The 22,289-nt window shown below is 66.3% G+C and carries 27 protein-coding genes and 1 pseudogene; 12 read left to right on the top strand and 16 right to left on the bottom strand.

The features are described from left to right. Positions 1-124: 124 nt before the first annotated feature. Both BUC15_RS15750 and BUC15_RS15745 read right to left on the bottom strand, forming a co-directional pair. Positions 125-604, bottom strand: a complete 480-nt coding sequence (locus BUC15_RS15750) for an aminoacyl-tRNA deacylase (RefSeq protein ID WP_073190066.1) — start codon at positions 602-604, stop codon at positions 125-127. A gap of 6 nt (positions 605-610) precedes the next feature. Then, positions 611-1,591, bottom strand: coding sequence for a hypothetical protein (locus BUC15_RS15745; protein WP_073190063.1), 981 nt, complete (start codon positions 1,589-1,591; stop codon positions 611-613). Positions 1,592-1,817: 226 nt separating this feature from the next. Between BUC15_RS15745 and BUC15_RS15740 the strand changes: the two genes are divergently transcribed. The 3 genes from BUC15_RS15740 to pyrE are packed head-to-tail and all read left to right on the top strand — an operon-like array spanning position 1,818 to position 3,382. Next, positions 1,818-2,051 carry an acylphosphatase gene (locus BUC15_RS15740; protein ID WP_073190061.1) on the top strand — a complete coding sequence of 78 codons (234 nt, stop codon included), beginning with the start codon at positions 1,818-1,820 and terminating at the stop codon, positions 2,049-2,051. A gap of 51 nt (positions 2,052-2,102) precedes the next feature. Then, on the top strand, positions 2,103-2,846 hold the full coding sequence (locus BUC15_RS15735) for a class E sortase (protein ID WP_084189663.1): 744 nt from the start codon (positions 2,103-2,105) through the stop codon (positions 2,844-2,846). Continuing rightward, positions 2,843-3,382 (top strand): orotate phosphoribosyltransferase, encoded by a 540-nt coding sequence (gene pyrE, locus BUC15_RS15730; protein ID WP_073190059.1) that lies wholly within the window; start codon positions 2,843-2,845, stop codon positions 3,380-3,382. Before BUC15_RS15735 ends, pyrE begins: the two co-directional genes overlap by 4 nt. Positions 3,383-3,863: 481 nt before the next feature. Here the strand turns inward: pyrE and BUC15_RS15725 are convergent, their stop codons facing one another. From BUC15_RS15725 to BUC15_RS15710, 4 genes are all read right to left on the bottom strand, one after another. Continuing rightward, a complete protein-coding gene (locus BUC15_RS15725; protein WP_073190056.1) occupies positions 3,864-4,535 on the bottom strand; it encodes a VIT1/CCC1 transporter family protein in 672 nt (223 codons plus the stop codon). Positions 4,536-4,642: 107 nt separating this feature from the next. After that, positions 4,643-5,308, bottom strand: a complete 666-nt coding sequence (gene msrA, locus BUC15_RS15720; protein ID WP_073190054.1) for a peptide-methionine (S)-S-oxide reductase MsrA — start codon at positions 5,306-5,308, stop codon at positions 4,643-4,645. A gap of 32 nt (positions 5,309-5,340) precedes the next feature. After that, positions 5,341-5,520 carry a hypothetical protein gene (locus tag BUC15_RS15715; RefSeq protein WP_073190052.1) on the bottom strand — a complete coding sequence of 60 codons (180 nt, stop codon included), beginning with the start codon at positions 5,518-5,520 and terminating at the stop codon, positions 5,341-5,343. Positions 5,521-5,524: 4 nt separating this feature from the next. Beyond that, a complete protein-coding gene (locus tag BUC15_RS15710; RefSeq protein ID WP_073190050.1) occupies positions 5,525-6,214 on the bottom strand; it encodes a uracil-DNA glycosylase in 690 nt (229 codons plus the stop codon). A gap of 92 nt (positions 6,215-6,306) precedes the next feature. Here BUC15_RS15710 and BUC15_RS15705 point away from each other — a divergent pair, with 92 nt between their 5' ends. The 3 genes from BUC15_RS15705 to BUC15_RS15695 all read left to right on the top strand — a co-directional run bounded on the left by BUC15_RS15705 (position 6,307) and on the right by BUC15_RS15695 (position 7,975). Next, positions 6,307-7,101 (top strand): hypothetical protein, encoded by a 795-nt coding sequence (locus BUC15_RS15705; protein ID WP_073190047.1) that lies wholly within the window; start codon positions 6,307-6,309, stop codon positions 7,099-7,101. 5 nt (positions 7,102-7,106) lie between these two features. Further along, a complete protein-coding gene (locus BUC15_RS15700) occupies positions 7,107-7,535 on the top strand; it encodes a DUF2089 domain-containing protein (RefSeq protein ID WP_073190045.1) in 429 nt (142 codons plus the stop codon). 92 nt (positions 7,536-7,627) lie between these two features. Next, positions 7,628-7,975 carry a cupin domain-containing protein gene (locus tag BUC15_RS15695; RefSeq protein ID WP_073190043.1) on the top strand — a complete coding sequence of 116 codons (348 nt, stop codon included), beginning with the start codon at positions 7,628-7,630 and terminating at the stop codon, positions 7,973-7,975. 17 nt (positions 7,976-7,992) lie between these two features. On the opposite strand, the gene greA is transcribed toward BUC15_RS15695, so the two are convergent. Both greA and BUC15_RS15685 read right to left on the bottom strand, forming a co-directional pair. Next, positions 7,993-8,496, bottom strand: coding sequence for a transcription elongation factor GreA (gene greA, locus BUC15_RS15690; RefSeq protein ID WP_073190041.1), 504 nt, complete (start codon positions 8,494-8,496; stop codon positions 7,993-7,995). Between the two features lie 12 nt (positions 8,497-8,508). After that, on the bottom strand, positions 8,509-8,913 hold the full coding sequence (locus BUC15_RS15685; RefSeq protein ID WP_175558372.1) for a DUF4307 domain-containing protein: 405 nt from the start codon (positions 8,911-8,913) through the stop codon (positions 8,509-8,511). A gap of 64 nt (positions 8,914-8,977) precedes the next feature. Here BUC15_RS15685 and mca point away from each other — a divergent pair, with 64 nt between their 5' ends. After that, entirely contained in the window at positions 8,978-9,874 is an 897-nt protein-coding gene (gene mca / locus BUC15_RS15680) for a mycothiol conjugate amidase Mca (protein ID WP_073190037.1), read from the top strand. A 16-nt stretch (positions 9,875-9,890) separates the two neighbouring features. Here mca and BUC15_RS15675 read toward each other — a convergent pair whose 3' ends face one another. Beyond that, positions 9,891-10,496, bottom strand: a complete 606-nt coding sequence (locus BUC15_RS15675) for a rhomboid family intramembrane serine protease (protein ID WP_073190071.1) — start codon at positions 10,494-10,496, stop codon at positions 9,891-9,893. A 95-nt stretch (positions 10,497-10,591) separates the two neighbouring features. Here BUC15_RS15675 and BUC15_RS15670 point away from each other — a divergent pair, with 95 nt between their 5' ends. After that, positions 10,592-12,601 (top strand): thioredoxin domain-containing protein, encoded by a 2,010-nt coding sequence (locus tag BUC15_RS15670; RefSeq protein ID WP_073190035.1) that lies wholly within the window; start codon positions 10,592-10,594, stop codon positions 12,599-12,601. A 13-nt stretch (positions 12,602-12,614) separates the two neighbouring features. Here the strand turns inward: BUC15_RS15670 and BUC15_RS20850 are convergent. The 4 genes and pseudogenes from BUC15_RS20850 to trhA form a co-directional block, all read right to left on the bottom strand. Continuing rightward, positions 12,615-13,069 (bottom strand): annotated as a pseudogene (locus tag BUC15_RS20850) (sulfatase/phosphatase domain-containing protein). Further along, positions 12,960-14,057: a sulfatase-like hydrolase/transferase gene (locus BUC15_RS15665; protein WP_217652271.1), complete on the bottom strand. Its 1,098-nt coding sequence runs from the start codon at positions 14,055-14,057 to the stop codon at positions 12,960-12,962. Before BUC15_RS15665 ends, BUC15_RS20850 begins: the two are co-directional and overlap by 110 nt. A 99-nt stretch (positions 14,058-14,156) precedes the next feature. Continuing rightward, positions 14,157-15,488, bottom strand: a complete 1,332-nt coding sequence (phoH2, locus tag BUC15_RS15660) for an RNA 5'-3' helicase PhoH2 (RefSeq protein ID WP_073190033.1) — start codon at positions 15,486-15,488, stop codon at positions 14,157-14,159. Positions 15,489-15,681: 193 nt separating this feature from the next. Next, the gene (gene trhA, locus BUC15_RS15655) at positions 15,682-16,341 is read right to left on the bottom strand and encodes a PAQR family membrane homeostasis protein TrhA (RefSeq protein ID WP_073190031.1); all 660 of its coding nucleotides are present in this window, start codon (positions 16,339-16,341) and stop codon (positions 15,682-15,684) included. 119 nt (positions 16,342-16,460) lie between these two features. Here trhA and BUC15_RS15650 point away from each other — a divergent pair, with 119 nt between their 5' ends. After that, positions 16,461-17,261 carry an isoprenyl transferase gene (locus BUC15_RS15650; protein ID WP_073190029.1) on the top strand — a complete coding sequence of 267 codons (801 nt, stop codon included), beginning with the start codon at positions 16,461-16,463 and terminating at the stop codon, positions 17,259-17,261. Between the two features lie 43 nt (positions 17,262-17,304). After that, positions 17,305-17,871: a DUF4245 domain-containing protein gene (locus BUC15_RS15645; protein ID WP_175558371.1), complete on the top strand. Its 567-nt coding sequence runs from the start codon at positions 17,305-17,307 to the stop codon at positions 17,869-17,871. A gap of 8 nt (positions 17,872-17,879) precedes the next feature. Here the strand turns inward: BUC15_RS15645 and BUC15_RS15640 are convergent, their stop codons facing one another. After that, positions 17,880-18,095: an exodeoxyribonuclease VII small subunit gene (locus tag BUC15_RS15640; RefSeq protein WP_139280312.1), complete on the bottom strand. Its 216-nt coding sequence runs from the start codon at positions 18,093-18,095 to the stop codon at positions 17,880-17,882. Next, entirely contained in the window at positions 18,088-19,314 is a 1,227-nt protein-coding gene (gene xseA, locus BUC15_RS15635; RefSeq protein ID WP_073190023.1) for an exodeoxyribonuclease VII large subunit, read from the bottom strand. The genes BUC15_RS15640 and xseA overlap by 8 nt, the downstream gene beginning before the upstream one ends. A 121-nt stretch (positions 19,315-19,435) precedes the next feature. Between xseA and BUC15_RS15630 the strand changes: the two genes are divergently transcribed. Beyond that, positions 19,436-20,257 (top strand): Cof-type HAD-IIB family hydrolase, encoded by an 822-nt coding sequence (locus BUC15_RS15630; protein WP_175558370.1) that lies wholly within the window; start codon positions 19,436-19,438, stop codon positions 20,255-20,257. Positions 20,258-20,266: 9 nt separating this feature from the next. On the opposite strand, the gene BUC15_RS15625 is transcribed toward BUC15_RS15630, so the two are convergent. Continuing rightward, positions 20,267-21,019, bottom strand: coding sequence for a hypothetical protein (locus BUC15_RS15625; RefSeq protein WP_073190020.1), 753 nt, complete (start codon positions 21,017-21,019; stop codon positions 20,267-20,269). Between the two features lie 139 nt (positions 21,020-21,158). Between BUC15_RS15625 and BUC15_RS15620 the strand changes: the two genes are divergently transcribed. Beyond that, positions 21,159-22,139, top strand: coding sequence for a 4-hydroxy-3-methylbut-2-enyl diphosphate reductase (locus tag BUC15_RS15620; protein WP_073190018.1), 981 nt, complete (start codon positions 21,159-21,161; stop codon positions 22,137-22,139). Positions 22,140-22,289: the final 150 nt, after the last annotated feature.

Here is a 22,289-nt window from a genome sequence, read left to right as displayed (position 1 = left end):
CGTGACCTTGCCCGGGGACTTTCCCAAGGACCTGTGGTCAGGATGCTGCACGGCGCGCAGGGTGGTAACGCCCACGCCTCGTTCGTTCCTCACCAGGCGGCTCAACCGATGCGCAGTCGAGTCGCTACGTTCGGGTGCGGCTGTCGGCCTCCGTCACGTCGGCGACGGTGGCATCGAGGTGCGACAGGAGCGCCTCCCCGTCCAACGTCGCCGCTACGCCGTGCGCCCCCGCGCCGATCGAGACCTGTCTCCCGGCGATGCGTTCATCCGCCACGACAGGCAGGGGAGTGATCGTGCCGAAGGGTGTGATGGTGCCGCGCTCGAATCCCGTCACCCTCTTCGCCTCGTTGGCGTCGGGCATCGAGAGCCGGCTGACCCCCAACAGCGCACGCAGCTTCGGCCATGAGATGCTGCGGTCGCCGGGAACCAGAACCAGCACATGGTCGTCAGCCGCGCGCCGCACGACCATGGTCTTGACGATGTCGCGTGGCTCGACCCCCCGCAGCCTTGCCGCCTCTTCCAGTGAGCCGACGTGCGCGTGCCTCGTCACCGTGTGGGTCAGGCCGGAGGCGGCGAGCGCGATCAGCGCCGGGTTGGAAGCCATGGGGTGTCAGCCGATCAGATCGGTCATGTCGCGACCGTCCATGTCGGCGTAGGACGTCGACGACCCGCATTGGATCCGTGCGACCGGTGCGGAACGGTTCTGAGTCATGTCGATGGTCACGGAGCACTGCTCCGATGGTGTGTTCTGTGTCCGGGCGATGGCCTTGGCGAGGGCCTCCGGTTTGATGAGGGCCGGATCGAAGGTGCCACCGCTCGGCAGCCCACTCCGTCGTGTCTCGAAGGTCGGCATGTCGGTTGGGCGGGTGCGGTTCAGCACGACCCCCTGTTCGTCGTCCGGGAGGTCGGCGGAATAACCCGCCGTCGGACTGACGGTGACAGAGTAGGCCTCGGTTGAGTCGCCGACAACATCGCCGATCCCCTCGGTCAGGTCGGCGACGCTCGTCAGGCCGAGACTCGCGACCGCGGTGCCGTCCTTCCTGAAGAACACCGTCCGGGACTCCGGACGCGAGGTGACTGTCATGATGATCTGCCCGGCCCGGTACTCGACGATCTGGAGGACCAACTCGCCCCGCACACCCCGCAGGTCGGCGATGTCGAACATTCGTCCGAGGGAGGCGAGGGGGTATTCGGCAGGGTCGAAGGTTGCCTGGCCGAGGTACTGGATGTCGGAATCGACCTCAGTAATCTCCCCATTCTCCCACCGGTAGCTGGCCACACGATCATCGGGCAGTAGCGCGGTCAGCGTCGCCTGTTTGGAGGTCAGATCCACCTTGAGGGCCGGTTGATTGCCAGCCACCTCGTGTAGTCGGGCGACGACGTCGGCGGCATCCCCCGAGATGAGGCTGTTCGTGATCGGGTAGGAGATCGGGAACTGCTCTTCCGGCACCGGGGTGGTGGTGGGAGCGACGCTGGAGACCGACGGCGAGGACGAGATGGTCGGCTGTGCCGTGATTCCCTCTCCCGAGCCGGTGGGGGAGCAGGACGACAGCAGCAGCGCGCAGGCCACTGCGATCGTCCAGGTTCTCATGCGGCCCAAGTCTAGGTGGAGTCGAGGTTGGTCCCGAAGTGAGGGATGGATCGGGCCGGGGCGCGATGCCGGATTCGGCAATGTGGTGGCTAGGGGTGGCAATGCTCGCCGATGCCTTCAGAGGTGGGTGCAACCCGATGAACTCCACCTATCCTTTAGCCATGGCGCTCCAAGAGGAGCAGACGGGTCGGGGAAACCGGCTCGGACGTCCGACAGGGAGGGTGAGATGGACAGGATCACAGCCGTCGTCTCGGGCCAGGTTCAGGGCGTCGGCTTCAGGTGGGGCACCCGAAATAAGCTGGCGGATCTTGGGCTTGCGGGCGGGGCAGAGAACCTGGATGACGGCTCTGTGAGGGTCGTCGCCATCGGCGACGTCGCGGCCCTTGACGCCCTGATCGCCTGGTTGAAGGGGCCCACCGCTCCGGGGCGGGTCAGGTCGGTGCGTGTCCAGCGAGGATAGGTTCGCCTCCGTGGGATGCGAACCGCCCGGTGTTCGGCCACAATGGGGGCCATGAACGACCCCACGTCGAGACCTGCCCAGGGAGGTGGCGTCGTCGACGACCGGGCTCGTGTGGGCCGCAAAGGCGCACCGCGGGGATGGGGTAGCAGGCTCCTGACAGTTCTGGGTGTGCTGATGCTCACGCTGGGTCTCGGCTACCTGGGATACGTCGGCTGGGAGTTCTTCGGCACCACCTACGTCTCCAAGCGGGCCGCCGACGACCAGGTCGTCGGGCTCCGCCAGGAGTGGACGGCGGGCGATCCTGTGCAGACGGGGGGCGTGCCACAGACCGAGGCCGAACCGCCTGCGAGTAGCACCGCATGGCTCATCCGGATTCCGGCTCTCGGGCCGGACTATGAATGGCCGATCGTCTCCGGCATCAGCCTCTCGGACCTCGACCACAGCGTCGGCTGGTTCCCCACCAGTGCGTTACCCGGCCAGATCGGCAATTTCGCGCTCGCCGGCCATCGCGTCACACATGGTGAACCGTTCAGGGATCTGCTGGATCTCGAAGTTGGCGATGAGGTCATAATCGAGACACAGACGGCCATCTACACCTACGTCATCACGGACCCCCCGTCGAAGTTGACTGTCCAGGACACCGAATCCTGGGTGCTGGACCCGGTGCCGGGCCAGCCAGGCAAAGCGCCGACCGAGGCGCTCATCACATTGACCACCTGCCAGGACTTCTTCCGGTCCCCTGACCGTTCGGTCGGGTTCGGGGTCTTGGAGAAGACGGAGTTGAAGACACTATGACCGATCGTCAGGATCTGATCCACGCTATCAAGAACCAGGCCGTGGTACACGGCAAGGTGGTGCTGGCCTCCGGTAAAGAGGCCAACTACTACGTAGATCTGAGGCGGGTCACCCTCGACGGGGTCGCCTCACCGTTGGTCGGGCGGGTCATGAACGAACTGGTCGCTGACCTGGACTTCGACGCTGTGGGTGGCCTGACCCTGGGCGCCGACCCGGTGGCGACCGCCATGCTGCACGCCCGCGCGGCGGACGGGGGGCGACTCGACGCGTTCGTGGTGCGCAAGGAAGCCAAGGGACACGGGTTGCAGCGTCGAATCGAGGGCGCCAACGTGACCGGGCGCCGCGTGCTGGTCGTAGAGGACACCTCGACGACGGGAGGGTCTGCCCTGACCGCGGTTGAGGCGGTGCGCGAGGCCGGCGGCGAGGTGGTGGCGGTCGCGGTGATCGTCGACCGCGGAACCGGGGCCGCTGAGCGCGTCGCTGAGGCGGGGCTCGAGTACCGGTTCGCGGTGGGCTTGGAGGAGCTCGGGCTCTAAGAGGGAAGGCCCCGCTGTCGGTTGAGCCGGACCCGCTGTTGGTTGAGCCGGACCCGCTGTTGGTTGAAGGGGGTTCGCCGTTGGTTGAGCCGGGCCGTGAGGAACGAACGGCCCGTGACGAAACCAACTCGTGACCGGCTGGGGAACTCCGTCACCGTTGCCTCCAGGTCTTGTGGTGTGCACAGATCTCTCTATACGTCGAGGGAGGGCTATAGGGCGACCGCCTCCACGCATGCAGAGATCTATGCACCGTGTGGGCGGTCAGAGGGCTAGACAGGGCGTGCGCGGCCCGGGCTCGCTGTCGGTTGAGCCGGGCCGTGAGCGCCAGCGAACGCCCGTGTCGAAACCATCGTGACGTTCTGGGTACCTTTCCAAGATGCTGGGGCAGGATGCTGCACCGTGTGCCAGGTGGTAACGCCCAGCCTCGTTCGTTCCTCGCATAGCGGCTCAACCGGCCCTCGACGGGCGGCTCAACCGGCGCTTAGGCGAGTACCCCGACCGCGGCGGACACGAGCATGGCCGCGGCAGCGAACAGCAGGGTGCGCCGCACCGTTCGCCAGGTGTTCATCCGTGAGGAGCGGGCGGCGATCCATGAGGTGAGCGACACCCCTCCGAGGACCGACGTCACGAGCACCGCCTGATTCCACTCGTCGGGGGTCACCAGCATTGCGATGATGGGGATCAGGGAACCGAGCGCGAACGCCAACCCGGACAGCAGCGCTGCGAGCGCCGGGAACTGTTCGACCGCGTCAGGGGAGATGCCCAACTCCTCGACCGCGTGATCGGCTAGGGCTTCCTGTGCGGGGAGTTGTTCGGCGACCTGCCGGGCCAGCTCGGGGGTTAGGCCCTTGTCGACGTAGATCTGGGTCAGCTCGGCCCGTTCCTGTTCGGGCGAGAGGACACGTAGGCGACGTTCCTCGGCTAGGAAGGCGTCCACAGAGTCCTTGTCTGTCGAGATCTCCGAGTAGTTGGCACCTGCGACCGAGAACGCCCCCGAGAAGAGCGCCGCCAGCGCGGCCGTGATGGCGACGCCCTCCGGCTGGTCGGCCAAGGAGAGGCCCTCCATGATGCCGGCGCCCACGATCATGCCGTCGTTGGCGTCGATCACGAGACGCCGGATCTCATCTCCTGTGAACCTGGACCAGAACGCCATGGGCACAATCTATGCACTGGGTCGGGCGACGACAATGCGACGGCGCGGTTCAGCGACTGGCCAACGACAACCTCCGGCGCCTCCCAGACACGGGCCCGAGCGTGGCGTCACACCTCGGGCCCGCACTTCACCCCGGTGGCGTGGCTCGGGCAGTAGCCGTCCGGATTCTTGTGCAGGTACTGCTGGTGTTCGACCTCGGCGTAGTAGAACCGTTGGCCCACGCTGATTTCGGTGGTGACAGTGCCGTATCCGCGCCTGGTCAGGGACTTCTGGAACCCGGTGAGGCTCTCCTCCGCGGCGATCCGCTGGGCCTCGTTGACCGGGAACAACGCCGAGCGGTACTGCGTGCCCGAATCGTTGCCCTGCCGGTTGAGCTGGGTCGGGTCGTGGTTCTCCCAGAACAGTTTGAGGAGCCGCTGATAGCTGATCCGTGCAGGATCGAAGACCACCTGGACGGTCTCCGTGTGTCCCGTTCGGCCGCTGCAGCATTCTGCGTAGGTGGGGTTCGGGGTGAATCCGCCCATGAACCCGACGGCGGTGTTCAGGACTCCCGGGGTCTGCCAGAACATCTTCTCTTCGCCCCAGTAACAACCCAGCGCGAAGTAGGCGACCTCGGCGCCTTCCGGGACCTCGTCGAGGGGAAGGCCAAGCACTTCGTGGACGGGCATCCTCCGGATTATCGGATCGGGCCTGCCGGGGAGTGCCTCATCCGGGTGGACCATCGTTGGGGTGCTGATGCGGCTTCGGAGCCACGAAAGGACGTCGATCTCCATGCCGCAACGCTACCCGGCAGGGGAAAAGTATGTCAGAAGAAGGCCTGCCAGATCCCGGAGATGATGAGGTAGAGGCCCACCCCGATTCCGATCATCCAGATCGATTTGCGTGGCGTCGAGATGCCCCGCTTCGTTGGTGCCGTCTCGTCCGGCGCGGCAACGGGCTCTGGGTCGGGCTCCGGGACCGGCTGTGACTTGGGGAGGTAAGGCATGGGCCTATTCTGCCATCCGGCGGCGGAGGTCCCAGTCGATCGGATCTCCACCCTGTTCGGCGAGTAGCCGGTTGGCCGTGCTGAAGGGACGCGAACCGAAGAAGCCGTTTCGGGCGGACAGTGGCGACGGGTGTGCGCTGGCGATGATCGGCACCCCGCCCAGGAGCGGGGCGGCGGTCTGCGCATCGCGCCCCCAGAGAATCGCCACGAGGGGGCCGCCTCGCCGGGCGAGCGCCTCGACCGCGCATGCGGTGACCGCTTCCCACCCCCGTCCCCTGTGTGAGGCGGGTGCCCCGGGCCTGACGGTCAGCACCCGGTTCAGCAGCAGGACACCCTGTTCGAACCAGCCGGTCAGATCACCGTCGGGCGCAGGGCGTATCCCGAGGTCTGATTCCAACTCCTTGTAGATGTTGCGCAGCGAACCAGGCAACGGCCGCACCTCCGGTGACACGGAGAACGACAGTCCGACGGCATGGCCCGGCGTGGGATACGGGTCCTGCCCGAGCACGAGCACTCTGACGTCGGCCAGCGGCAGTGTGAAGGCGCGCAGCACGTGGCGTCCGGCGGGCAGGTAGCTGTGGCCGACCGTCGCCTCCTCGCGGAGAAAGTCGCCCATGTCGGCGATGTTCGCCTCGACCGGGGCGAGGGCTTCGGCCCAGTCGGGGGCTACGAGTTCGGAAAGGCGATGACGCATGCCCCAACCTTTCCACGGGTGGCCCTCCACTGAAAAGAAGAGAACATGCCAACCGAGCTTTCGAATATGGAAAGAAGAGTTATCATTTTGGTATGAGCAAAGTTGATCTTGGCCAGATCCTCGACGATCTGGCCGCTGGGCGCATCGATGCCCAGGAAGCGAGTCGCCGGATAGAGGCGGCCAAACGCGCGGCCGAACAGGCCGAGACGGTGGGGGAGACCCCCGCAGACACGACCAGAAGGGGCGGGCCGAAGGCTGGTGGCCTGGCGCGGATCTCGGTCACTGCCGTCGGGAGGCGGGTGAGGATCGAGGGCGACCAGAGTGTCTCCACCCTGACGATCGAGGGCCCGCACGTGTTGCGGCGCGTCGGTACCGTGATGGAGGTCAGTTCCACCGGCGAGATCGGCCCCAGCATCGGCGGCTTCTCGCTGATCCGACCCCCGAGGAACTGGGACGATCTTCGCGACATCGGTCTTGGCAAGGAACTGATCATCCGAGTGAACCCGTCCTTGATCGTCGACGCCGAGGTCACCACCGGCGGACTCCGCACGATCGGCGTTCCTCGTCTCGGGCGGATCCGGGTCACCGCGGGTGCCTCGACGCTTGAGGATGTACAGGAGGTCGAAGACCTCCTCAGCCAGGCGGGCGGGATCTCCGTCGAAGGGCCGATCAGCCTCGGGCGCTCGAGGTTGAAGGTGGAGTCCGGAAGCCTCACTGTGAGCCTCGCCAAGGGGGCCAACGTCACCATCCGCGGCGAGGCGAAGCTGGGGCGCATCGGCTGGCCCGACGGTGGTGAGCATGTCGATGAGTACGTGGTCGGCAACGGGTCGGCGCGATTGGATCTAGCGGTCGTCATGGGCATGGCGAGCGTCAAGGTGGAGGAGTGAGTTCGATGGCGGCACGAGACCTGTACCATGCACCGTCGGAATGCCCGGTCTGCGGCGACTCCCTGATCATCACCAGGAAGGGCTGCCTGCACTGTGGGACTGAACTGGCGGGGGAGTTCGCAAGCTGCGAGTTCTGCAGCCTGGGCCAGGCGGACCTGGCTCTGTTGAAGGTGTTCCTGTCCTCGCGTGGCAACCTGCGCGAGGTCGAGAAGCACCTTCAGGTGTCCTACCCGACGGCCCGTGCACGGTTGGATGCCGTGCTCCGCAAACTCGGGCTGGATGGCGAACAGTCGGAGCCTTCGCCGATGGACGGTGAACGTTCCGACCACGGCGAGGGCGACGCCGAACCTGGGTCGGTTGAGGATCAGATCCTGGCGAGGGTGGCCAGGGGCGAACTCAGCGCGGAGGACGCTGCGCTGTTGTTGGGCAGCTGACCATCGGTCTCTCCCAAGTGGTCGCCACCGACCATTTGGGAGAGACGCTCTACTAGGCTCGGGGTGGAACAAACACCGAACTAGGAGCCCAAATGGCTGTCTACCGTCTTGAAGAGCAACAGGTCGAGGAACGCGCCGCCGGTGGCGGCGACACGATCATCACCTTCAGGCATCACGTCCCCGCCGAAAAGCTCAACGGCAAGGGGCGTCTCTTCGCTCATCTGAGCGTCCCTGTCGGCGGCTCGGTCGGCATGCACCAGCACGTCGAAGAGTCGGAGTACTACGTGATCACAGCGGGGCGCGGCCGCTACCTCATGGACGACCAATCGTGGGAGGTGGGGCCCGGGGACGTCACTGAGGTCGCCCCCGGGCACAGCCATTCGATCCTGAACATCGGCGATGAGCCGCTCGAGTTCGAGGCGCTCATCGTCTTCGCCTGAGCCCTTTGGGTCGGCTACTAAAGCGCGTCGACCTTGACGACGACGACCATCAGTTCCTTGCCGTTGGGTGCGGTGTAGCGCACCTCGCTGCCGACCTTGGCGCCGAGGACCGCCGCCCCTAGCGGGGACTGGGGCGAATACACGGAGTGTTCGACCGAATTGTCGGTCGCCAGTACCTCGCGGGAACCCAACAGGAACGTGTCCGTGTCGTCATCGTCGCCGTCGTAGGCGACCGTCACCAGCTTTCCTGGGGCGACCTCGTCGCTGGCGCCCTCCGCCTGGCCCACCTTGGCCCGGCGCAGCAGGTCTTCCAGTTGGCGGATTCGACCCTCCATCTGGCCCTGTTCCTCTCGGGCGGCATGATAGCCGCCGTTTTCTGAGAGATCGCCCTCCTCGCGGGCAGCAGCGATTCGGGCGCTCACATTGGGGCGACCCACGGTTTTCAGCTCATTCAGTTCGGCCTCGAGCTTGTCGTAGGCCTCCTGCGTGAGCCACACAACGTCGGCAGAAGTTTCGGACATCCGAACACCCTATCAGCCCTTCAAAACGCAGGCCGGTTCCTCCATGACGACGGTGGTTGCCTCCTTGACCGTCCTCACCTCGACCTTCACCGTCGTCAACTTCTCGGTGCCCGGCCCGACCGTGAAGGACCGTTCTGCCACCTTCTCGTATGACTCCGCCTGCGCGTAGAGGCCGCATTCGACGGTGACGGACGGGTCGCTGCGCTGGACGACGACCTCGGCGATCATCTCGGTCGGGCTGATCACCTGGAAACCCCGCACCATCGCCGCAACGGGTGGGTTCGCGCGCTCAAGCCCGTTGATGAGGACCAGTGCGATGGCCCCAACCAATGCCAGAGTCGCGCCTATCCCGAGCACGTAGTCGAGCGGTGAACGCTTGGGGTAGCGGGCGGCGATTCGGGCTTCGGCTTCAGTCACGCTCCCCATTGTGCCCTGAGACGCGGACACCCGGCGGTGGCGGGACTGCGGCAAGATAGCGTCCATGCCCGGATTGCCGCCCACCCAGCTGCGGTTGCTGCACGTCCACGCCCATCCAGACGACGAGTCGAGCAAGGGCGCCGCAACCACCGCAAAGTACGTCGCCGAGGGGGTCGAGGTGCTTGTGGCGACCTGTACGGGTGGGGAGCGCGGGTCGGTGCTGAACCCAAAGCTGGCCGACGACCCGGCGGTGCTGGCCAACATCGCGTCCATCAGGGCGGCGGAAATGGCGAAGGCGCGCGCGATCCTCGGCGTCAGCCAGGTGTGGCTCGGGTTCGTCGACTCCGGGATGCCGGAGGGGGAGCCCGCGCCGCCGCTACCCGAGGGTTGCTTCGGCCTCGAGGATCCGGTCATCGCCGCGGGTCGGCTGGTGGCGGTGATCCGTCAGTTCCGCCCGCACGTGGTCACCACCTACGACGAGCAGGGCGGCTACCCGCACCCAGACCACGTGATGTGCAACCGCATCACAGTCGAGGCATTCAAGGCGGCGGCCGACCCTCACCTGTGGCCCGAGCACGGGCCCGCGTGGCAGGCGGCCAAGCTCTACTACCACATGAGTTTTCATCGACGGCGGTTCGAGCAACTCGAGCTCGCGATGCACGAGCAGGGTCTGGATTGCACCGTCGCCCACCGCGACGAAGATCCGTACTCGTATGGTCGACTCACCACCTTCGTCGAGTGCGCCGAGTATTTTCCCGTGCGTGACGAGGCGCTTCGGGCCCACGCGACACAGATCGATCCGGACGGGCCTTGGTTCGCGGTCCCCTTGGCGATCCAGCAGGCCGGTTGGCCGACGGAGGACTACCAGCTCGTCAGGTCGCTCGTGCCGACGATGATCCCGGAGGACGACCTTTTCGCGGGCCTGCGGCCCGAGCCGTTGGTGCCGGAGTTCATGATCTGAACCGGCTCGTGTGCCGTCAGTAGGCCATCCGCTGCGGCGTGCGCCGACGATCCAGACCGTAGACCAGCCAGGCTGCGAAGACGCCGCCGATCGCGCCTCCGAGATGTGCCTGCCAGCTGACTCCCACGGCCGTCGGGAACACGCCCCAGAGCACCGAGCCGTAGATCGCGAAGACCACCACTGCGATGACGATCTGGCCGAGTTTGCGTGAGAAGATGCCGCGGGCCAGCAGGTAGGTCAGATACCCGAAGATCACCCCGGAGGCACCGGCCGTGATGCTGCCGATCGGCGCGAGAAGCCAGGCCATGAGACCGGAAGTGACCGTGGAGAGCGCGGTGGCGATGACCCATTTCGACGGTCCCGACAGGTAGATCATGACCCCGAGCACCAGAAACGGGATGGAGTTGGAGATCAGGTGTGGCCAGCCGAAGTGCAGAAGAGGCGCCCACAGGATGTTCGGCAGGTCGCCCAGTATGCGCGGCTCGATCCCGAAGCTGTCTAGGGCGTTCAGGGTGACAGCGTCGAGGCCCTCGAGGGCCCACATGAACGCCAACAGGCCACCGACGACGATGAGGGCCTGCGTGAACAGCGACTTCTTCTTAGGCGTGCCGAGCTCCGTCATGTCTTCCAGTGTGCCCCACAGACGGAAACCGGTCGCCGTCTCCGCCGCGGAGGGGACGCGCGGGTGCTCCACGCCGGTTGGCTAGGCTGTGCGCCATGGTCAACCAACTCACCGAATCGTCGAGCGACTATCTGCGTCAGCACGCCCATCAGGCCGTCGACTGGTGGGCGTGGTCACCGGAAGCGCTGGCCGAAGCGGCGCGTCGCGATGTGCCGATCCTGCTGTCGATCGGCTACGCCTCGTGCCACTGGTGCCACGTGATGAGCCACGAGTCATTCGATGACGCTGAAGTCGCCGCCTATATCAACGAGCATTTCGTGCCGATCAAGGTCGACCGGCAGCAGCTTCCCGATGTCGACGCGGCCTTCATGACCGCCACCCAGGCGATGAACAACGGCAACGGCGGCTGGCCGATGACCGCGTTCCTCACCCCTGAAGGGCGTCCCTTCTTCACCGGAACCTACTTCCCCCCGGAGCCCCAACCGGGCATGCCATCGTTTCGTCAGGTCCTCGGGGCGATGGCAGACGGGTGGCATTCGCGCCGCGACAAGCTGCGGGCCTCCGCCGACTACATCGTCGCGACCCTCGCTCCCGCAACGACCGAGCCGCCTTCGGTCGCGCCCGATCTGCGCGAAGCGATCGACGAGGTGGAGAAGAGCTTCGACCTGATCCACGGTGGCTTCGGGCAGGCGCCGAAGTTCCCTGCCCCGACGCTGCTGGACGCGCTGCTCGTCAAAGGCGACCCCAGGTCGCTCGAGATCGCGCAACGCAGCCTCGAATCCATGGCCCGGGGCGGCATCTGCGACCAGGTCGGCGGAGGGTTCCACCGGTACTCTGTCGACCCGGGCTGGGTCGTCCCGCACTTCGAAAAGATGCTCTACGACAACGCACTCCTGTTGGGCGCCTACGTAAGGGGCTGGCGCCGCACCGCCGACCACGACGAAGGCCTGCGCGCGCTGTACGAGCGGACGGCCTACGGCATCGTCGAATGGCTGGAGCGGGAGATGGTCTCCCCGGAGCGCGCCTTCATCTCAGGGCTCGACGCCGACTCCTGCGACATCCGCGGAGCCGTGCATGAGGGCATCTTCTATCTGTGGAACCCCGACCTGCTCGACGACGCGTTGGGCAAGGAGTTGGGCGACTGGGCCGCCGAGACGTTCCACGTCACCCGTGGGGGCACCTTCGAGGACGGGTTGTCGACGCTGCAGCTGCGCGGTCGACCCGATTTCGCGAAGCTCGAAGAGGTGTGCGGTGTGCTGCTGGAGGAACGCGCAAACCGCTTCCGCCCGGCCTCGGACAACCTGGTCGTCGCAGCTTGGAACGGATGGACGATTTCCTCGCTCGTCTCGGGTGCGCTGATCTTCAATGAGCCCGGCTGGCTGGAGTTGGCGGTGCGGGCAGCCGACCACCTCGCCTCGGTACACGTCGTCGACGGGGCACTCCGCCGTTCCTCACGTGACGGGGAGGCCGACGCGGCTGAGGGTGGCGCCGACGACTACGGCGCCGTCATCGAGGCGTTCACGCTGCTCGCCGGCGCGACCGGCGACTCGACGTGGCTGCAGCGGGCCGTGGGCCTCGCCGACCGGGCGGTTGAGGTGTTCCGGCATCCGGACGGGGGCTTCTACGACGCCGTCGAGACCGGCCTGTTCCAGCGGCCACGCTCAGTCACCGACAACGTCACCCCTGGTGGTACCTCCGCCCTGATCGCTGGCCTCCGTACTGCCGGGCTGCTGGCCGAGCGCGCGGACCTTGTGGCGCGCGCGGACGAGGCGGCTAAGACGACGTGGGTGAGCGTCGCCGAGACGCCGAGGTTCACGGGTTCGGCGCTGGCGGACCTGATGATCTCGGACGAGGCCAGGCGGGGGCTGAAGCCCGCGGTCGCCGTCGTCGTGTCGGGTGATCCGCTGGGAGAACTGTCGCGCGCCGCTTGGCGGCTCGCCCCGGCAGGGTCCGTGATCCTGACCGCGCCGACCGACGCCGTCGGCTTCGGGACCCATCTCGAGGGACGGGCCGATGGCCTGGCCTATGTGTGTCGCGGCACCGTCTGCTTCGACCCCGTCAGCGACTACGCGGAGCTGAAGTCCCCGCTGTGGTCGCGGGTCTGAGGAATCAGGTTCCTCAGAGCGGCCAGTCGAGGCGGGGGGTGTCCGGGCCGACGTATGGCTGGTCGCCGAACTCCTCCTGTAATCGGGCCAACTCTGCCTCCAGGTCGGCCCGGATGTCGGCGTAGGTAGGGTCGTCGGCGACGTTTCGCAACTCGGCCGGATCGTTGGCCAGGTCGTACAGCTCGTATTCGCTGGGCATGATCCGTCCGGAGGAGCCCGGCGTGCCCAACCCGTCGTTGTAGTAGTGGATGAACTTGTGCGTCTTTGTCCGGACCCGTAGTGGGCGGGCGCATGATGCTCCGGGTCGTCGTGCTCCCAGTAGCGGTAGTACATCGATTGGCGCCAGTCCGCGACGTCCTCACCCCGCAGCAGTGCCCGGAAGCTGGTGCCCTGCTGGGCCGGAAGGGCCGCGATGTCCTCGCCCGCCATGTCGAGCAACGTTGCCGCGAAGTCGATGTTTGTGATCATCGCCTCCACGTGCGACCCAGCCGCGATCTCGGGGGGGCCAACGGATGAGCAGCGGCATCGTCAGCGATTCGTCGAACATCAACCGCTTGTCGAACCAGCCGTGGTCGCCCAGGAAGAAGCCCTGGTCGGAGGTGTAGATGACGACGGTGTCGTCTCGCATGGCGTGCGAATCGAGCCAGTCGAGGAGCGCCCCGACGGAGTCGTCTATCGCCTGGATGGTCTGCAGGTAGTCGCGCATGAAGCGCTGGTACTTCCAGCTCGACCGTTCGCGCCAATGGTCGTCGCCCATGAGGTTGTCCGGGACGGGCTCCTTAACGTCGGTGAGGGTCAGGTCGTCGAGCCTCATCCGGACGCCCTGGACCGCCTGGCTCATCGACGCGTGGTCGTCCCACATCGCCGCGGGCTCCGGGATGGACCCGGCGGGGTAGAGGTCGGCGTGGCGCGGGTGCGGGACCCATGGTCGGTGCGGCGCCTTGTGATGGACGAGGAGGGCGAAGGGTCGCCCGGGGTCGAGGCCCTCCAGGAAGTCGACGCTGAGGTCGGTGATGATGTCGGTCGCGTAGCCCTCGATCTGGGACGCACCTTCCGGGCCAACCATGACCGGATCGATGTACTCGCCCTGGCCTGGAAGGATCTTCCACTGGTCGAAGCCCCGCGGCGTCGCCTTGGATGTGACGCCGAGATGCCACTTGCCGAACAGGGCCGTCTGGTAGCCCGCGTCGTGCAGCACCTCTGCGAACGTCGGCACCCGGTAGTCGAACTCCGAGTAGATCGAGCAGGCGCCGTTGATGTGGCTGTACGCGCCGGTGAGGATGGAGGCCCTCGAAGGCGTGCAGATCGAGTTGGTGCAGTACACCGAGTCGAGCGTCGCGCCCTCGGCTGCGATCCGATCGATGTTGGGGGTGTGGTTGACGCGGCTGCCGTATGCGGAGATCGCATGAGCCGCGTGGTCGTCCGCCATGATGAATACGATGTTTGGCCTTGTCATCGGGCAATCTCCTCAGGGGTCCCGGATCGCTGGGCAGGCGGCGACAGGATCGGAAGGTTCGGTGTCCAAAGGTCCTCCCACGGTCGTTGGAGGGTCGGCTCAGAGTTCCTCCAGCATCTCGGTCACGAGGGCCGCGATCGGCGAACGCTCCGAACGCGTCAGGGTCACGTGGGCGAACAATGGATTGCCCTTCAGTTTCTCGACGACCGCGACGATGCCGTCGTGGCGCCCGACGCGCAGGTTGTCCCGCTGGGCTACGTCGTGGGTGAGCACGACGCGGGAGTTCTGGCCGATCCGCGACAACACGGTTAGCAACACGTTGCGCTCAAGCGACTGGGCCTCGTCGACGATCACGAAGGCGTCGTGTAGAGACCTGCCCCTGATGTGGGTGAGCGGAAGCACCTCGATCATCTCCTGAGCCAGGAGTTCGTCGATGACGTATTTGTTCGTGACGGCCGACAAGGTGTCGAAGACGGCCTCACCCCAGGGCTGCATCTTCTCCGCCGAGGAACCGGGCAGGTAGCCGAGGTCCTGGCCGCCGACCGGATACAGGGGCCGGAACACCATCACCTTCGAGAACTTGCGCTGCTCCATGGTCGCCTCAAGGCCCGCGCACAGCGCCAAGGCGGATTTGCCGGTGCCGGCTCGTCCACCGAGCGAGACGATGCCGACGGAAGGGTCCGTGAGGATGTCGAGCGCGACGCGCTGTTCGGCGGACCTTCCCCGGATGCCGAAAACCTCGCGATCCTGTCTGACCAGATGAACCCTGCCGTCCGAACCGGCCCTGCCGAGCGCACCGGAGGAGGGGCCGTGCAGGACGACACCCGAGTTGGCAGGCAACGCCAGATCAAGCTCGATCTCACCGTTCTCGTAGAAACGAGACACCTCCTCGCTGCCCACGTTGAGCTCGGCCATGCCGGTGTAGCCGGTCTGCACCGGTATCTCATTGCGATACTCCTCGGCAGTCAGGCCGACGGCGGCGGCCTTGACGCGCAGCGGCAGGTCCTTCGAGACCAGCACGACGTTGTTGCCCTCGTTGGCGTAGTTCAGGGCCACCGCGAGGATTCGGGAGTCGTTGTCGCCGAGCCTGAACCCGAGCGGGAGCGACTCCTGGCTGCTGTGGTTGAGCTCGACCCGGAGATTGCCACCCTCGCCATTGATGGGGATCGGGGTGTCGAGCCTGCCGTGCTCGACCCTCAGGTCGTCCAGGAGGCGCAATGCTGACCGGGCGAAGTACCCGAGTTCCGGGTGGTGTCGCTTGGCTTCCAGTTCGGTGATCACGACGATCGGCAGGATCACGTTGTGCTCGGCGAACCGGAGGACGGCGCGCGGGTCGGAAAGCAGGACGGAGGTGTCGACGACGTAGGTTCGGATTGTGGCATCGGCGGACCCGGTGTCGTGGCTGGCGAGGTGTTCAGACGTGGTGGGCACTACTGCTCCCTACCGGGGGCGGTGCTTGAATCCCGTCCCCCGAGTCGTGGTCAGGGGACCGGTTTGGCTGAGATGGAGCCTCTCTCCATGGCATCGACAATATCCGGGTCGGGCGTCCGCGAGGGCAGGAATCACACGGGTGTCACTTGTTGTTAACCAAGCAGCGTCCCGACCGAGGCCTGTTTCGGTTCTGCTAGAAGACCGCGATCCCGATCGCGATGGCGTGCAGCACGGCGGCGATGATCGTGCAGGAGTGGAAGACCTCGTGGAACCCGAACCACTTGAGCGACAATTGTGGCTTCTTCGTGGCGTAGGCCACCGCGCCCAACGAGTAGACCACCCCGCCGGCGATTAGCAGGACGACGACCGCCGCGCCGCCAGTGGCCCAGAACTGGCCCATCCACCCGACGGCGGCCCAGCCCATCGCGATGTAGAGCAGCGTGTAGAGCCAGCGCGGCGCGCTTAGCCAGGCGATGCGGAAGGCGACTCCGAGGACGGCGATTGACCAGATCAGGATCAGCAGGCTCCAGCGTGAGGTGCCGGTCAGCAGCGTCAGCGTCAGCGGGGTGTAGGAGCCGGCGATGAAGACGAAGATGTTGGCGTGGTCGAGGCGTCGGAACACCGCGAGCGCCTTCGGGGACCAGTTGCCACGGTGGTAGGCCGCGCTGGTGCCGAACAGCTGCACAGCGGTGAGCGTGTAGATGCCGCAGCCGATCCGCCCCTCGACGGTGGGGGCGAAGATCGTGAACACGATGCCGACGATCAGCATGACCGGTGCCATGCCCAGATGCAGCCAGCCGCGCAGCCTCGGCTTCGTCGCATGCACGATGGTCGGCTCGTCGATGGTGGGCATCGGGGCCCCGTTCGGGTGGAGGGTTGTAGTCATTTCAAGATACCTACGCTTCCGTAACTTACGCTACCGTAGGTTAGTCGTTCGGAGACGGGAATCCAAGCCCACGCTACGCTTCTGGCATGTCCGGGTGGAGTCGAATCGTCGAGCGGTACTGGCCTCCGCGCTGGCTTTACGCGACCTATGAGCGACAAGTGCTCGGCGCGCTCGACCGTGCGAGCCTCCCTCGTCATATCGCCGTGCTCGCGGACGGCAACCGTAGATGGGCACGGCTCAATGCGCCGGGTCAGCCGCTGGTTGCCGGTTACCGGGCCGGGGCGCAGCGTCTCATGGAGTTCGTCGAATGGTGCGATGAGGCAGAGATCCAGGTCGTCACGCTCTGGGTGCTGAGCACCGACAACTTGAAACGCAGCGACGACGACGAACTCGCACCGCTGCTCGATGTGATCAACCAGTTGGTCAGCGACCTGGCCGCGACCGGGCGTTGGCATGTGCAGGCCGTCGGGGCTCTCGAGTTGCTCCCGCCCGCGATCGCCGAGTCGCTGAGGGAGTCATCGGCTGCCACGGCTGGGGTCGCCGGAATGCACGTCAACGTCGCGATCGCCTACGGAGGTCGCCAGGAGCTTCGCGATGCGGTGCGCTCGCTCCTCGCGTCAAGGGCCGCCGAAGGGGCTAGCCTCGACGACGTCGCAAGGACGCTGGAGATCGAGGAGATCTCCGAGCATCTCTATACCAAGGGCCAACCGGATCCGGACCTCATCATCCGGACCTCGGGGGAGCAGCGGCTCTCAGGATTCCTGCTCTGGCAGTCGGCGCACAGCGAGTTCTACTTCTGTGAGGCGCTGTGGCCGGACTTCCGGCGGGTCGATTTCGTCCGCGCGCTTCGCTCGTACGCGCAGAGGGAGCGGCGATTCGGCCGCTGAGAGGTTTTCGACCGGGTTGCCCCCGACCGTTACGATGACGGGCATGGCTGCACACAACCGGAAATCCACCGCGCGTGACATGTTCATCTCCATGGCCGTGATCATGGTTCCGGTGCTGTTGATCGTGTGGTTCTTCACCCAGACCACCGATCACGATCCGGAAGCGGCCGACATCGCAGGCGTCCTCACGCGGGCGCGCGCCGAATCTCCGTATCCGCTGTTGGTGGCGCAGGGTCTGGGCGACGACTGGACCCCGGTACGCGTCGCCTTCGCCAAGGACGGCCAGCCATGGATCACCAAGGATCCGGCAGTGGGGGATTCGTGGCAGGTGGGCTACCTTTCGCCCGACGGCACCTACTTCGGGGTGCAACAACGAAACGACGGCGGGGCCCGGTTCATCGCGTCCGTCACCCGTGACGGTGCACCGGTCGGGGGCGAGGTGGATGCTGCCGGACGCTCCTGGGAGCGGTTCGAGAGCAGTGACGGACGCACGCGAAGCCTCGTCAGCGAGACCGACAACGTGACCTCGATCGTGACGGCCGACACCGATTTCCTTGAGTTGGAAGCCTTCGCAGCCACCCTCGCCCAGGTGGAGTTGGACCAGGGCTGACGCCGACGTCAGTCGGCCGGGTCGTCCTCCGTGGCGCTGCGTGAGCGGGCGACCTGCTCCCTGGCGCCGTCGAGGAATCGCTGGCAGGACGCGGCCAGTTGCTCACCGCGCTGCCACAGCGCCATCGAGTCGGCCAGGGACACCCCGCCCGACTCGAGCTTGGCCACGACCTGCATCAACTCGTCGCGCGCCTCCTCGTAGGTCGGCTCCCGCTCCTCAGCCATGCTGCTCCTTTGGGTTGGTCTGGACGACATCGAGGGTCAGTTCTCCGTCGGCAAGGTAGGCGCGGATCCGTTCGCCGACCGAGGCGTCCGCGATGCTTGAGACCGACTCGTGGCCGGGGCCGACGAGCACCGCGTAGCCACGCTCGAGGGTGTGTTTCGGCGACAACGCCCGGATCGACGATACGGCGGCACGCAGGTCGGCTTCCTCGGCGCGTAGCCGGTGTTCGACGGCTGATCCCAGCCGGTGCCTGAACAACGTCAGCCGCTCGTAGTGTGCGGAGAAGGCCGACGTCGGGTCGAGCATCACCGGACGGGAGCGGAGCGCGGAGATCGCGTGTTCTTCGCGGGTGAGAAGCACATCGACAGCTCGGTTGAGTCGCGTGCGCGCCAGCGCCAGCCCCGCCGACTCCTCCACATGGTCGGGCACGACCCGCCTGGCTGCGTCGGTCGGGGTGGATGCCCTGAGGTCGGCCACGAGGTCGACGATGGGGGTGTCGCGTTCGTGGCCGATGGCGGTAACGACGGGCGTCTTGGCAGCCGCGACGGCCCGAACCAGACCCTCGTCGGAGAAGGAGAGCAGATCTTCGAGGGACCCGCCACCGCGGGCCAGGATGATGACGTCGACCTCGGGATCGGCGTCGAGCCGCGCGAGCGCCGTCATCAGTGAGGCCGCCGAGTCGATGCCCTGTACGAGGGCGTGCTCCACCCTGAAGATGGCGCTCGGCCAGCGGCGTGCCACGTTGGTTAACACGTCACGCTCAGCATCGGAGCCGCGGCCGGTCACCAGGCCGATGGCTCGGGGCAACAGGGGGAGGCGGCGCTTGCGGTGGTCGTCGAACAGGCCCTCTGCCTGCAGCTTGCGTTTCAACTGCTCCAATCTCAGCAGCAACTGGCCCTCACCCGCGACATGGATTTCGAGGCATTCGAAGCTGAGGCTCGTCGCCTTGTCCCAGACCCTCGGCCGCACCCGCGCCGTCACACGGGAGCCTTCAGGCAACGGACCGGCCGAGTCGAGCACGACGGCCGAGGCGGTGACCTGCACCGACATGTTGGCGACCCTGTCGCGGAAGGTCATGAACTGGGTGGCGCCGCTGCGACGTTTGATCTCGACGACCTGCGCGTCGACCCAGATCTCACCCAGTCGCCCGACCCAGTCCTTGACTGCGCCGATGACCCGCCCGAGGGGTTGGGGTTGCTCCCGCGACGAGTTCATGGCCATGCGCGAAACCCTACCGGGGCTCACCGACAAGATCGGGAAAGCGGCGTGCGAAGGAAACCTCCCAGCGAGCCTGACTCCCTTCCGCTGCCTTCGGGTGTGGCAGGCCAGTAGGGTCGATACCGTGATAAGACTTATCGCCACAGACCTGGACGGCACCCTCGTCAACTCGGCACGCCTGCTCGATCCCCGCACCCTGGAGGCCCTCACCGCGGCCCGGGACGCTGGTTTGGCGGTGGTTCCGGCCTCGGGTCGGCAGCCGTTCTCCATCGCTGAAGTGCTGAGCGGCAGTTGGCTTGCTGAGGGCATCGTGATCGGGGCCAACGGCGCGGTCGGCGTCGACCTGGCCACCGATGACGTGCTGTTCGAGACCGTGATCGAGGTCGAGGCCCAAACCCGGCTGTTCCACGAACTGCGCCAGATCTACCCGAAACTGGCCTGCGTGTCCATCCGCGATGCCGGAGCGACCTTCTGGCCGGAAGAGGGCTACGTCGGAATGATGGACCCGGGCGACCATGGCCGGGAGGAGGTGCTCAAGCACTATCCGCTGGAGGAGGTGCTGGGGGAGCCGTCGGTGAAGTTGGTGCTCCGGGGGGCAGACGTCGCGCCTGAGGAGGTGCGCGCGGTTGCAGAAGGTCTCGGCGTGCCGGGAGTCAAGGTGTCGACGTCTGGCGCCCCATTCGTCGAGGTCGCCGCTGAGGGCGTCAACAAGGCCAGTGGGCTGCAGAAGTTGTGTGCCAGGCTCGGTATCGCCCAGGACGAGGTCCTCGCGTTCGGGGACAACAACAACGACTTGGAGATGATCGGCTGGGCGGGGCACGGGGTGGCCATGGGGAACGCGCTGCCGGAGTTGGCAGCAGTCGCAGACGAGGTGACCTTGACCAACAACGAGTTCGGCGTCGCGGTCGTCGTCGAGCGCTTGGCCACCAACGGCTGGTCGCTGTAGGCCGGGAGGTTATTCGTCCCAGGTGCCCGACGAGCAGGTCCCGTACCAGGTGCCGAACACCACATCTCCCGGCCGGACCTCGTGGTCCAGCGGAATAGCGCAGGTCAGCTCGATGGCGCCGTGGACGAGCACATACTGGAACTCGACTCCGGTCAGAATGTTTGTGCGACGTTCGACCTCTTGCACGGTGACGCCCATGAGCATGGTCGGCGTCGCTTCATTGAGGCTGATCGCCGCGGCCTGAAGGCCGACGAGCCCGGGCGACATGAGGGTGTCGACGCCGAGTTGGAGCGATCCGGCGCGGGACGTGGGGGAGGCCAGGAAGGCCGCCTCGTTGGGGAACACCTCAACATCGATCGCCAAAGCCGCCACCTGCAGCCGCTGGACGACGCTGAACTGGTCGGGTTCCCTGAGGTCGTGCTGTGGGTAGGCGAACGGATCGTCGACCATGGCCAGGAACTGGGCGACCTGGCTGCCTTCGGCGTCCGCGCCGTACAGCGTGATTCTGGCGAGCAGGTCGGTGAACCGGACGACCTGCGCCCGGTACGTCGTGGAGGAACGCAGCCCCGCAGTGGTGGATACGGCCTCCCCGTCGCGTTGTACGAAGGCCAACCTTGCGCCACTCCCGTCGGTATAGGAGCCGATCATGGTGAAGCCGGGCGCGGTGTCGACCCCTCGTACGCCGGCGTCGAAAGCCTTCTGGATGATGTCTTCGAAACGGTCGGCGTCGAATCCGACGGCGTGCAGCTGCGGGGTGTCCATGCGCCCAAGGTTAGCCAGCCCCGGGGCAGGACACGGGTGGGATCGTCTGCAGGTGCGGCTCGGGTCGGTCCCGTCGGGGCCCTGCTGGCCGGATTCGGCAGCTAGGGCGGTGTGGGAGAGCCCGGTAGACTCGGGCCACATGAGCACCCCCGTCGAACCCGCCAAACGAGTCGTCGTCGCAGCCCCACGCGGATACTGCGCGGGTGTCGACCGCGCCGTGGTCACGGTTGAGAAAGCACTCGATCTTTACGGGCCCCCCGTCTATGTCCGCAAGCAGATCGTGCACAACCGCCACGTCGTCGAGACGCTTGAGGCCCGTGGGGCGGTCTTCGTTGATGAGCTCGAATCGGTGCCCGAGGGTGCCACCGTCGTGTTCTCGGCGCACGGCGTCTCGCCTGCGGTACATGCCGAGGCCGCCGAGCGTTCACTCAAGACGATCGATGCGACCTGCCCGCTCGTCACGAAGGTGCACCACGAGGCCAAGAGGTTTGCGGCGGATGACACCCGCATCCTTCTGATCGGGCACGCGGGCCATGAAGAGGTTGAGGGCACCATGGGGGAGGCGCCCGAGCACACCACGCTCGTCCAGACCCCAGACGATGTCGAGTCGCTCGAGATTGCTGAAGGGACGAATCTGGCCTGGCTCAGCCAGACGACGTTGTCGGTGGATGAGACCATGGAAACCGTTGACCGGCTCCGGAAGAAGTTCCCGCTGTTGATGGATCCGCCGTCCGACGACATCTGCTACGCCACGCAGAACCGGCAGTTGGCCGTCAAGCAGATCGCGAGCGCTGGCTGTGATCTGATGATCGTGGTCGGGTCGCAGAACTCGTCCAACTCGGTGCGCCTTGTCGAGGTGGCGTTGGAGGCGGGCGCCAAGGCTTCCTACCGGGTCGACAACGCTGACGAGATCGACCCTGCCTGGCTGGATGGCGTCAACACCGTCGGCGTCACGAGCGGCGCCTCAGTTCCCGACGACCTGGTGCAGGGGGTGCTCCACTTCCTTGAGGAGAGGGGATTCCCGGGCGCGGTCGAGGAGCGGTTGACGGAGGAGACACTCCAGTTCGCGCTGCCGCCGGAGTTACGCAAGGACTTGCGGGCGTCGGCGGTCAGAGACTGAGGACCGCGCGTCGGTTGGCCGGGGTTGTGCGGTTGGTTGAGCCGGGGTTGAGCGTCGGTTGAGCCGGTCCCCTCCGCGCGGAGCGCTGGTCCCCGCTGCTGGTTGAGCCGGTCCCCACCGCGCGGAGCGCCGGGGACCGTGACGAAACCA

This window comes from Tessaracoccus bendigoensis DSM 12906, assembly GCF_900141915.1.
Lineage (GTDB): Bacteria > Actinomycetota > Actinomycetes > Propionibacteriales > Propionibacteriaceae > Arachnia > Arachnia bendigoensis.
The sequence above is the reverse complement of the archived record's forward strand: the minus strand, read 5'-3'. Positions and strand labels throughout refer to the sequence as shown.

Coding starts and splice junctions, on each gene's coding strand:
- BUC15_RS15665 (WP_217652271.1), bottom strand. CDS start 14,057: ATGACAAGGCCAAACATCGTATTCATCATGGCGGACGACCACGCGGCT.
- BUC15_RS15715 (WP_073190052.1), bottom strand. CDS start 5,520: ATGCCTTACCTCCCCAAGTCACAGCCGGTCCCGGAGCCCGACCCAGAG.
- BUC15_RS15740 (WP_073190061.1), top strand. CDS start 1,818: ATGGACAGGATCACAGCCGTCGTCTCGGGCCAGGTTCAGGGCGTCGGC.
- greA (WP_073190041.1), bottom strand. CDS start 8,496: ATGTCCGAAACTTCTGCCGACGTTGTGTGGCTCACGCAGGAGGCCTAC.
- BUC15_RS15700 (WP_073190045.1), top strand. CDS start 7,107: ATGGCGGCACGAGACCTGTACCATGCACCGTCGGAATGCCCGGTCTGC.
- pyrE (WP_073190059.1), top strand. CDS start 2,843: ATGACCGATCGTCAGGATCTGATCCACGCTATCAAGAACCAGGCCGTG.
- mca (WP_073190037.1), top strand. CDS start 8,978: ATGCCCGGATTGCCGCCCACCCAGCTGCGGTTGCTGCACGTCCACGCC.
- BUC15_RS15745 (WP_073190063.1), bottom strand. CDS start 1,591: ATGAGAACCTGGACGATCGCAGTGGCCTGCGCGCTGCTGCTGTCGTCC.
- msrA (WP_073190054.1), bottom strand. CDS start 5,308: ATGGAGATCGACGTCCTTTCGTGGCTCCGAAGCCGCATCAGCACCCCA.
- xseA (WP_073190023.1), bottom strand. CDS start 19,314: ATGGCCATGAACTCGTCGCGGGAGCAACCCCAACCCCTCGGGCGGGTC.
- BUC15_RS15650 (WP_073190029.1), top strand. CDS start 16,461: ATGTCCGGGTGGAGTCGAATCGTCGAGCGGTACTGGCCTCCGCGCTGG.
- BUC15_RS15725 (WP_073190056.1), bottom strand. CDS start 4,535: ATGGCGTTCTGGTCCAGGTTCACAGGAGATGAGATCCGGCGTCTCGTG.
- BUC15_RS15625 (WP_073190020.1), bottom strand. CDS start 21,019: ATGGACACCCCGCAGCTGCACGCCGTCGGATTCGACGCCGACCGTTTC.
- BUC15_RS15675 (WP_073190071.1), bottom strand. CDS start 10,496: ATGACGGAGCTCGGCACGCCTAAGAAGAAGTCGCTGTTCACGCAGGCC.
- BUC15_RS15705 (WP_073190047.1), top strand. CDS start 6,307: ATGAGCAAAGTTGATCTTGGCCAGATCCTCGACGATCTGGCCGCTGGG.
- BUC15_RS15735 (WP_084189663.1), top strand. CDS start 2,103: ATGAACGACCCCACGTCGAGACCTGCCCAGGGAGGTGGCGTCGTCGAC.
- BUC15_RS15640 (WP_139280312.1), bottom strand. CDS start 18,095: ATGGCTGAGGAGCGGGAGCCGACCTACGAGGAGGCGCGCGACGAGTTG.
- BUC15_RS15695 (WP_073190043.1), top strand. CDS start 7,628: ATGGCTGTCTACCGTCTTGAAGAGCAACAGGTCGAGGAACGCGCCGCC.
- BUC15_RS15620 (WP_073190018.1), top strand. CDS start 21,159: ATGAGCACCCCCGTCGAACCCGCCAAACGAGTCGTCGTCGCAGCCCCA.
- BUC15_RS15670 (WP_073190035.1), top strand. CDS start 10,592: ATGGTCAACCAACTCACCGAATCGTCGAGCGACTATCTGCGTCAGCAC.
- BUC15_RS15710 (WP_073190050.1), bottom strand. CDS start 6,214: ATGCGTCATCGCCTTTCCGAACTCGTAGCCCCCGACTGGGCCGAAGCC.
- trhA (WP_073190031.1), bottom strand. CDS start 16,341: ATGCCCACCATCGACGAGCCGACCATCGTGCATGCGACGAAGCCGAGG.
- BUC15_RS15645 (WP_175558371.1), top strand. CDS start 17,305: ATGGCTGCACACAACCGGAAATCCACCGCGCGTGACATGTTCATCTCC.
- BUC15_RS15750 (WP_073190066.1), bottom strand. CDS start 604: ATGGCTTCCAACCCGGCGCTGATCGCGCTCGCCGCCTCCGGCCTGACC.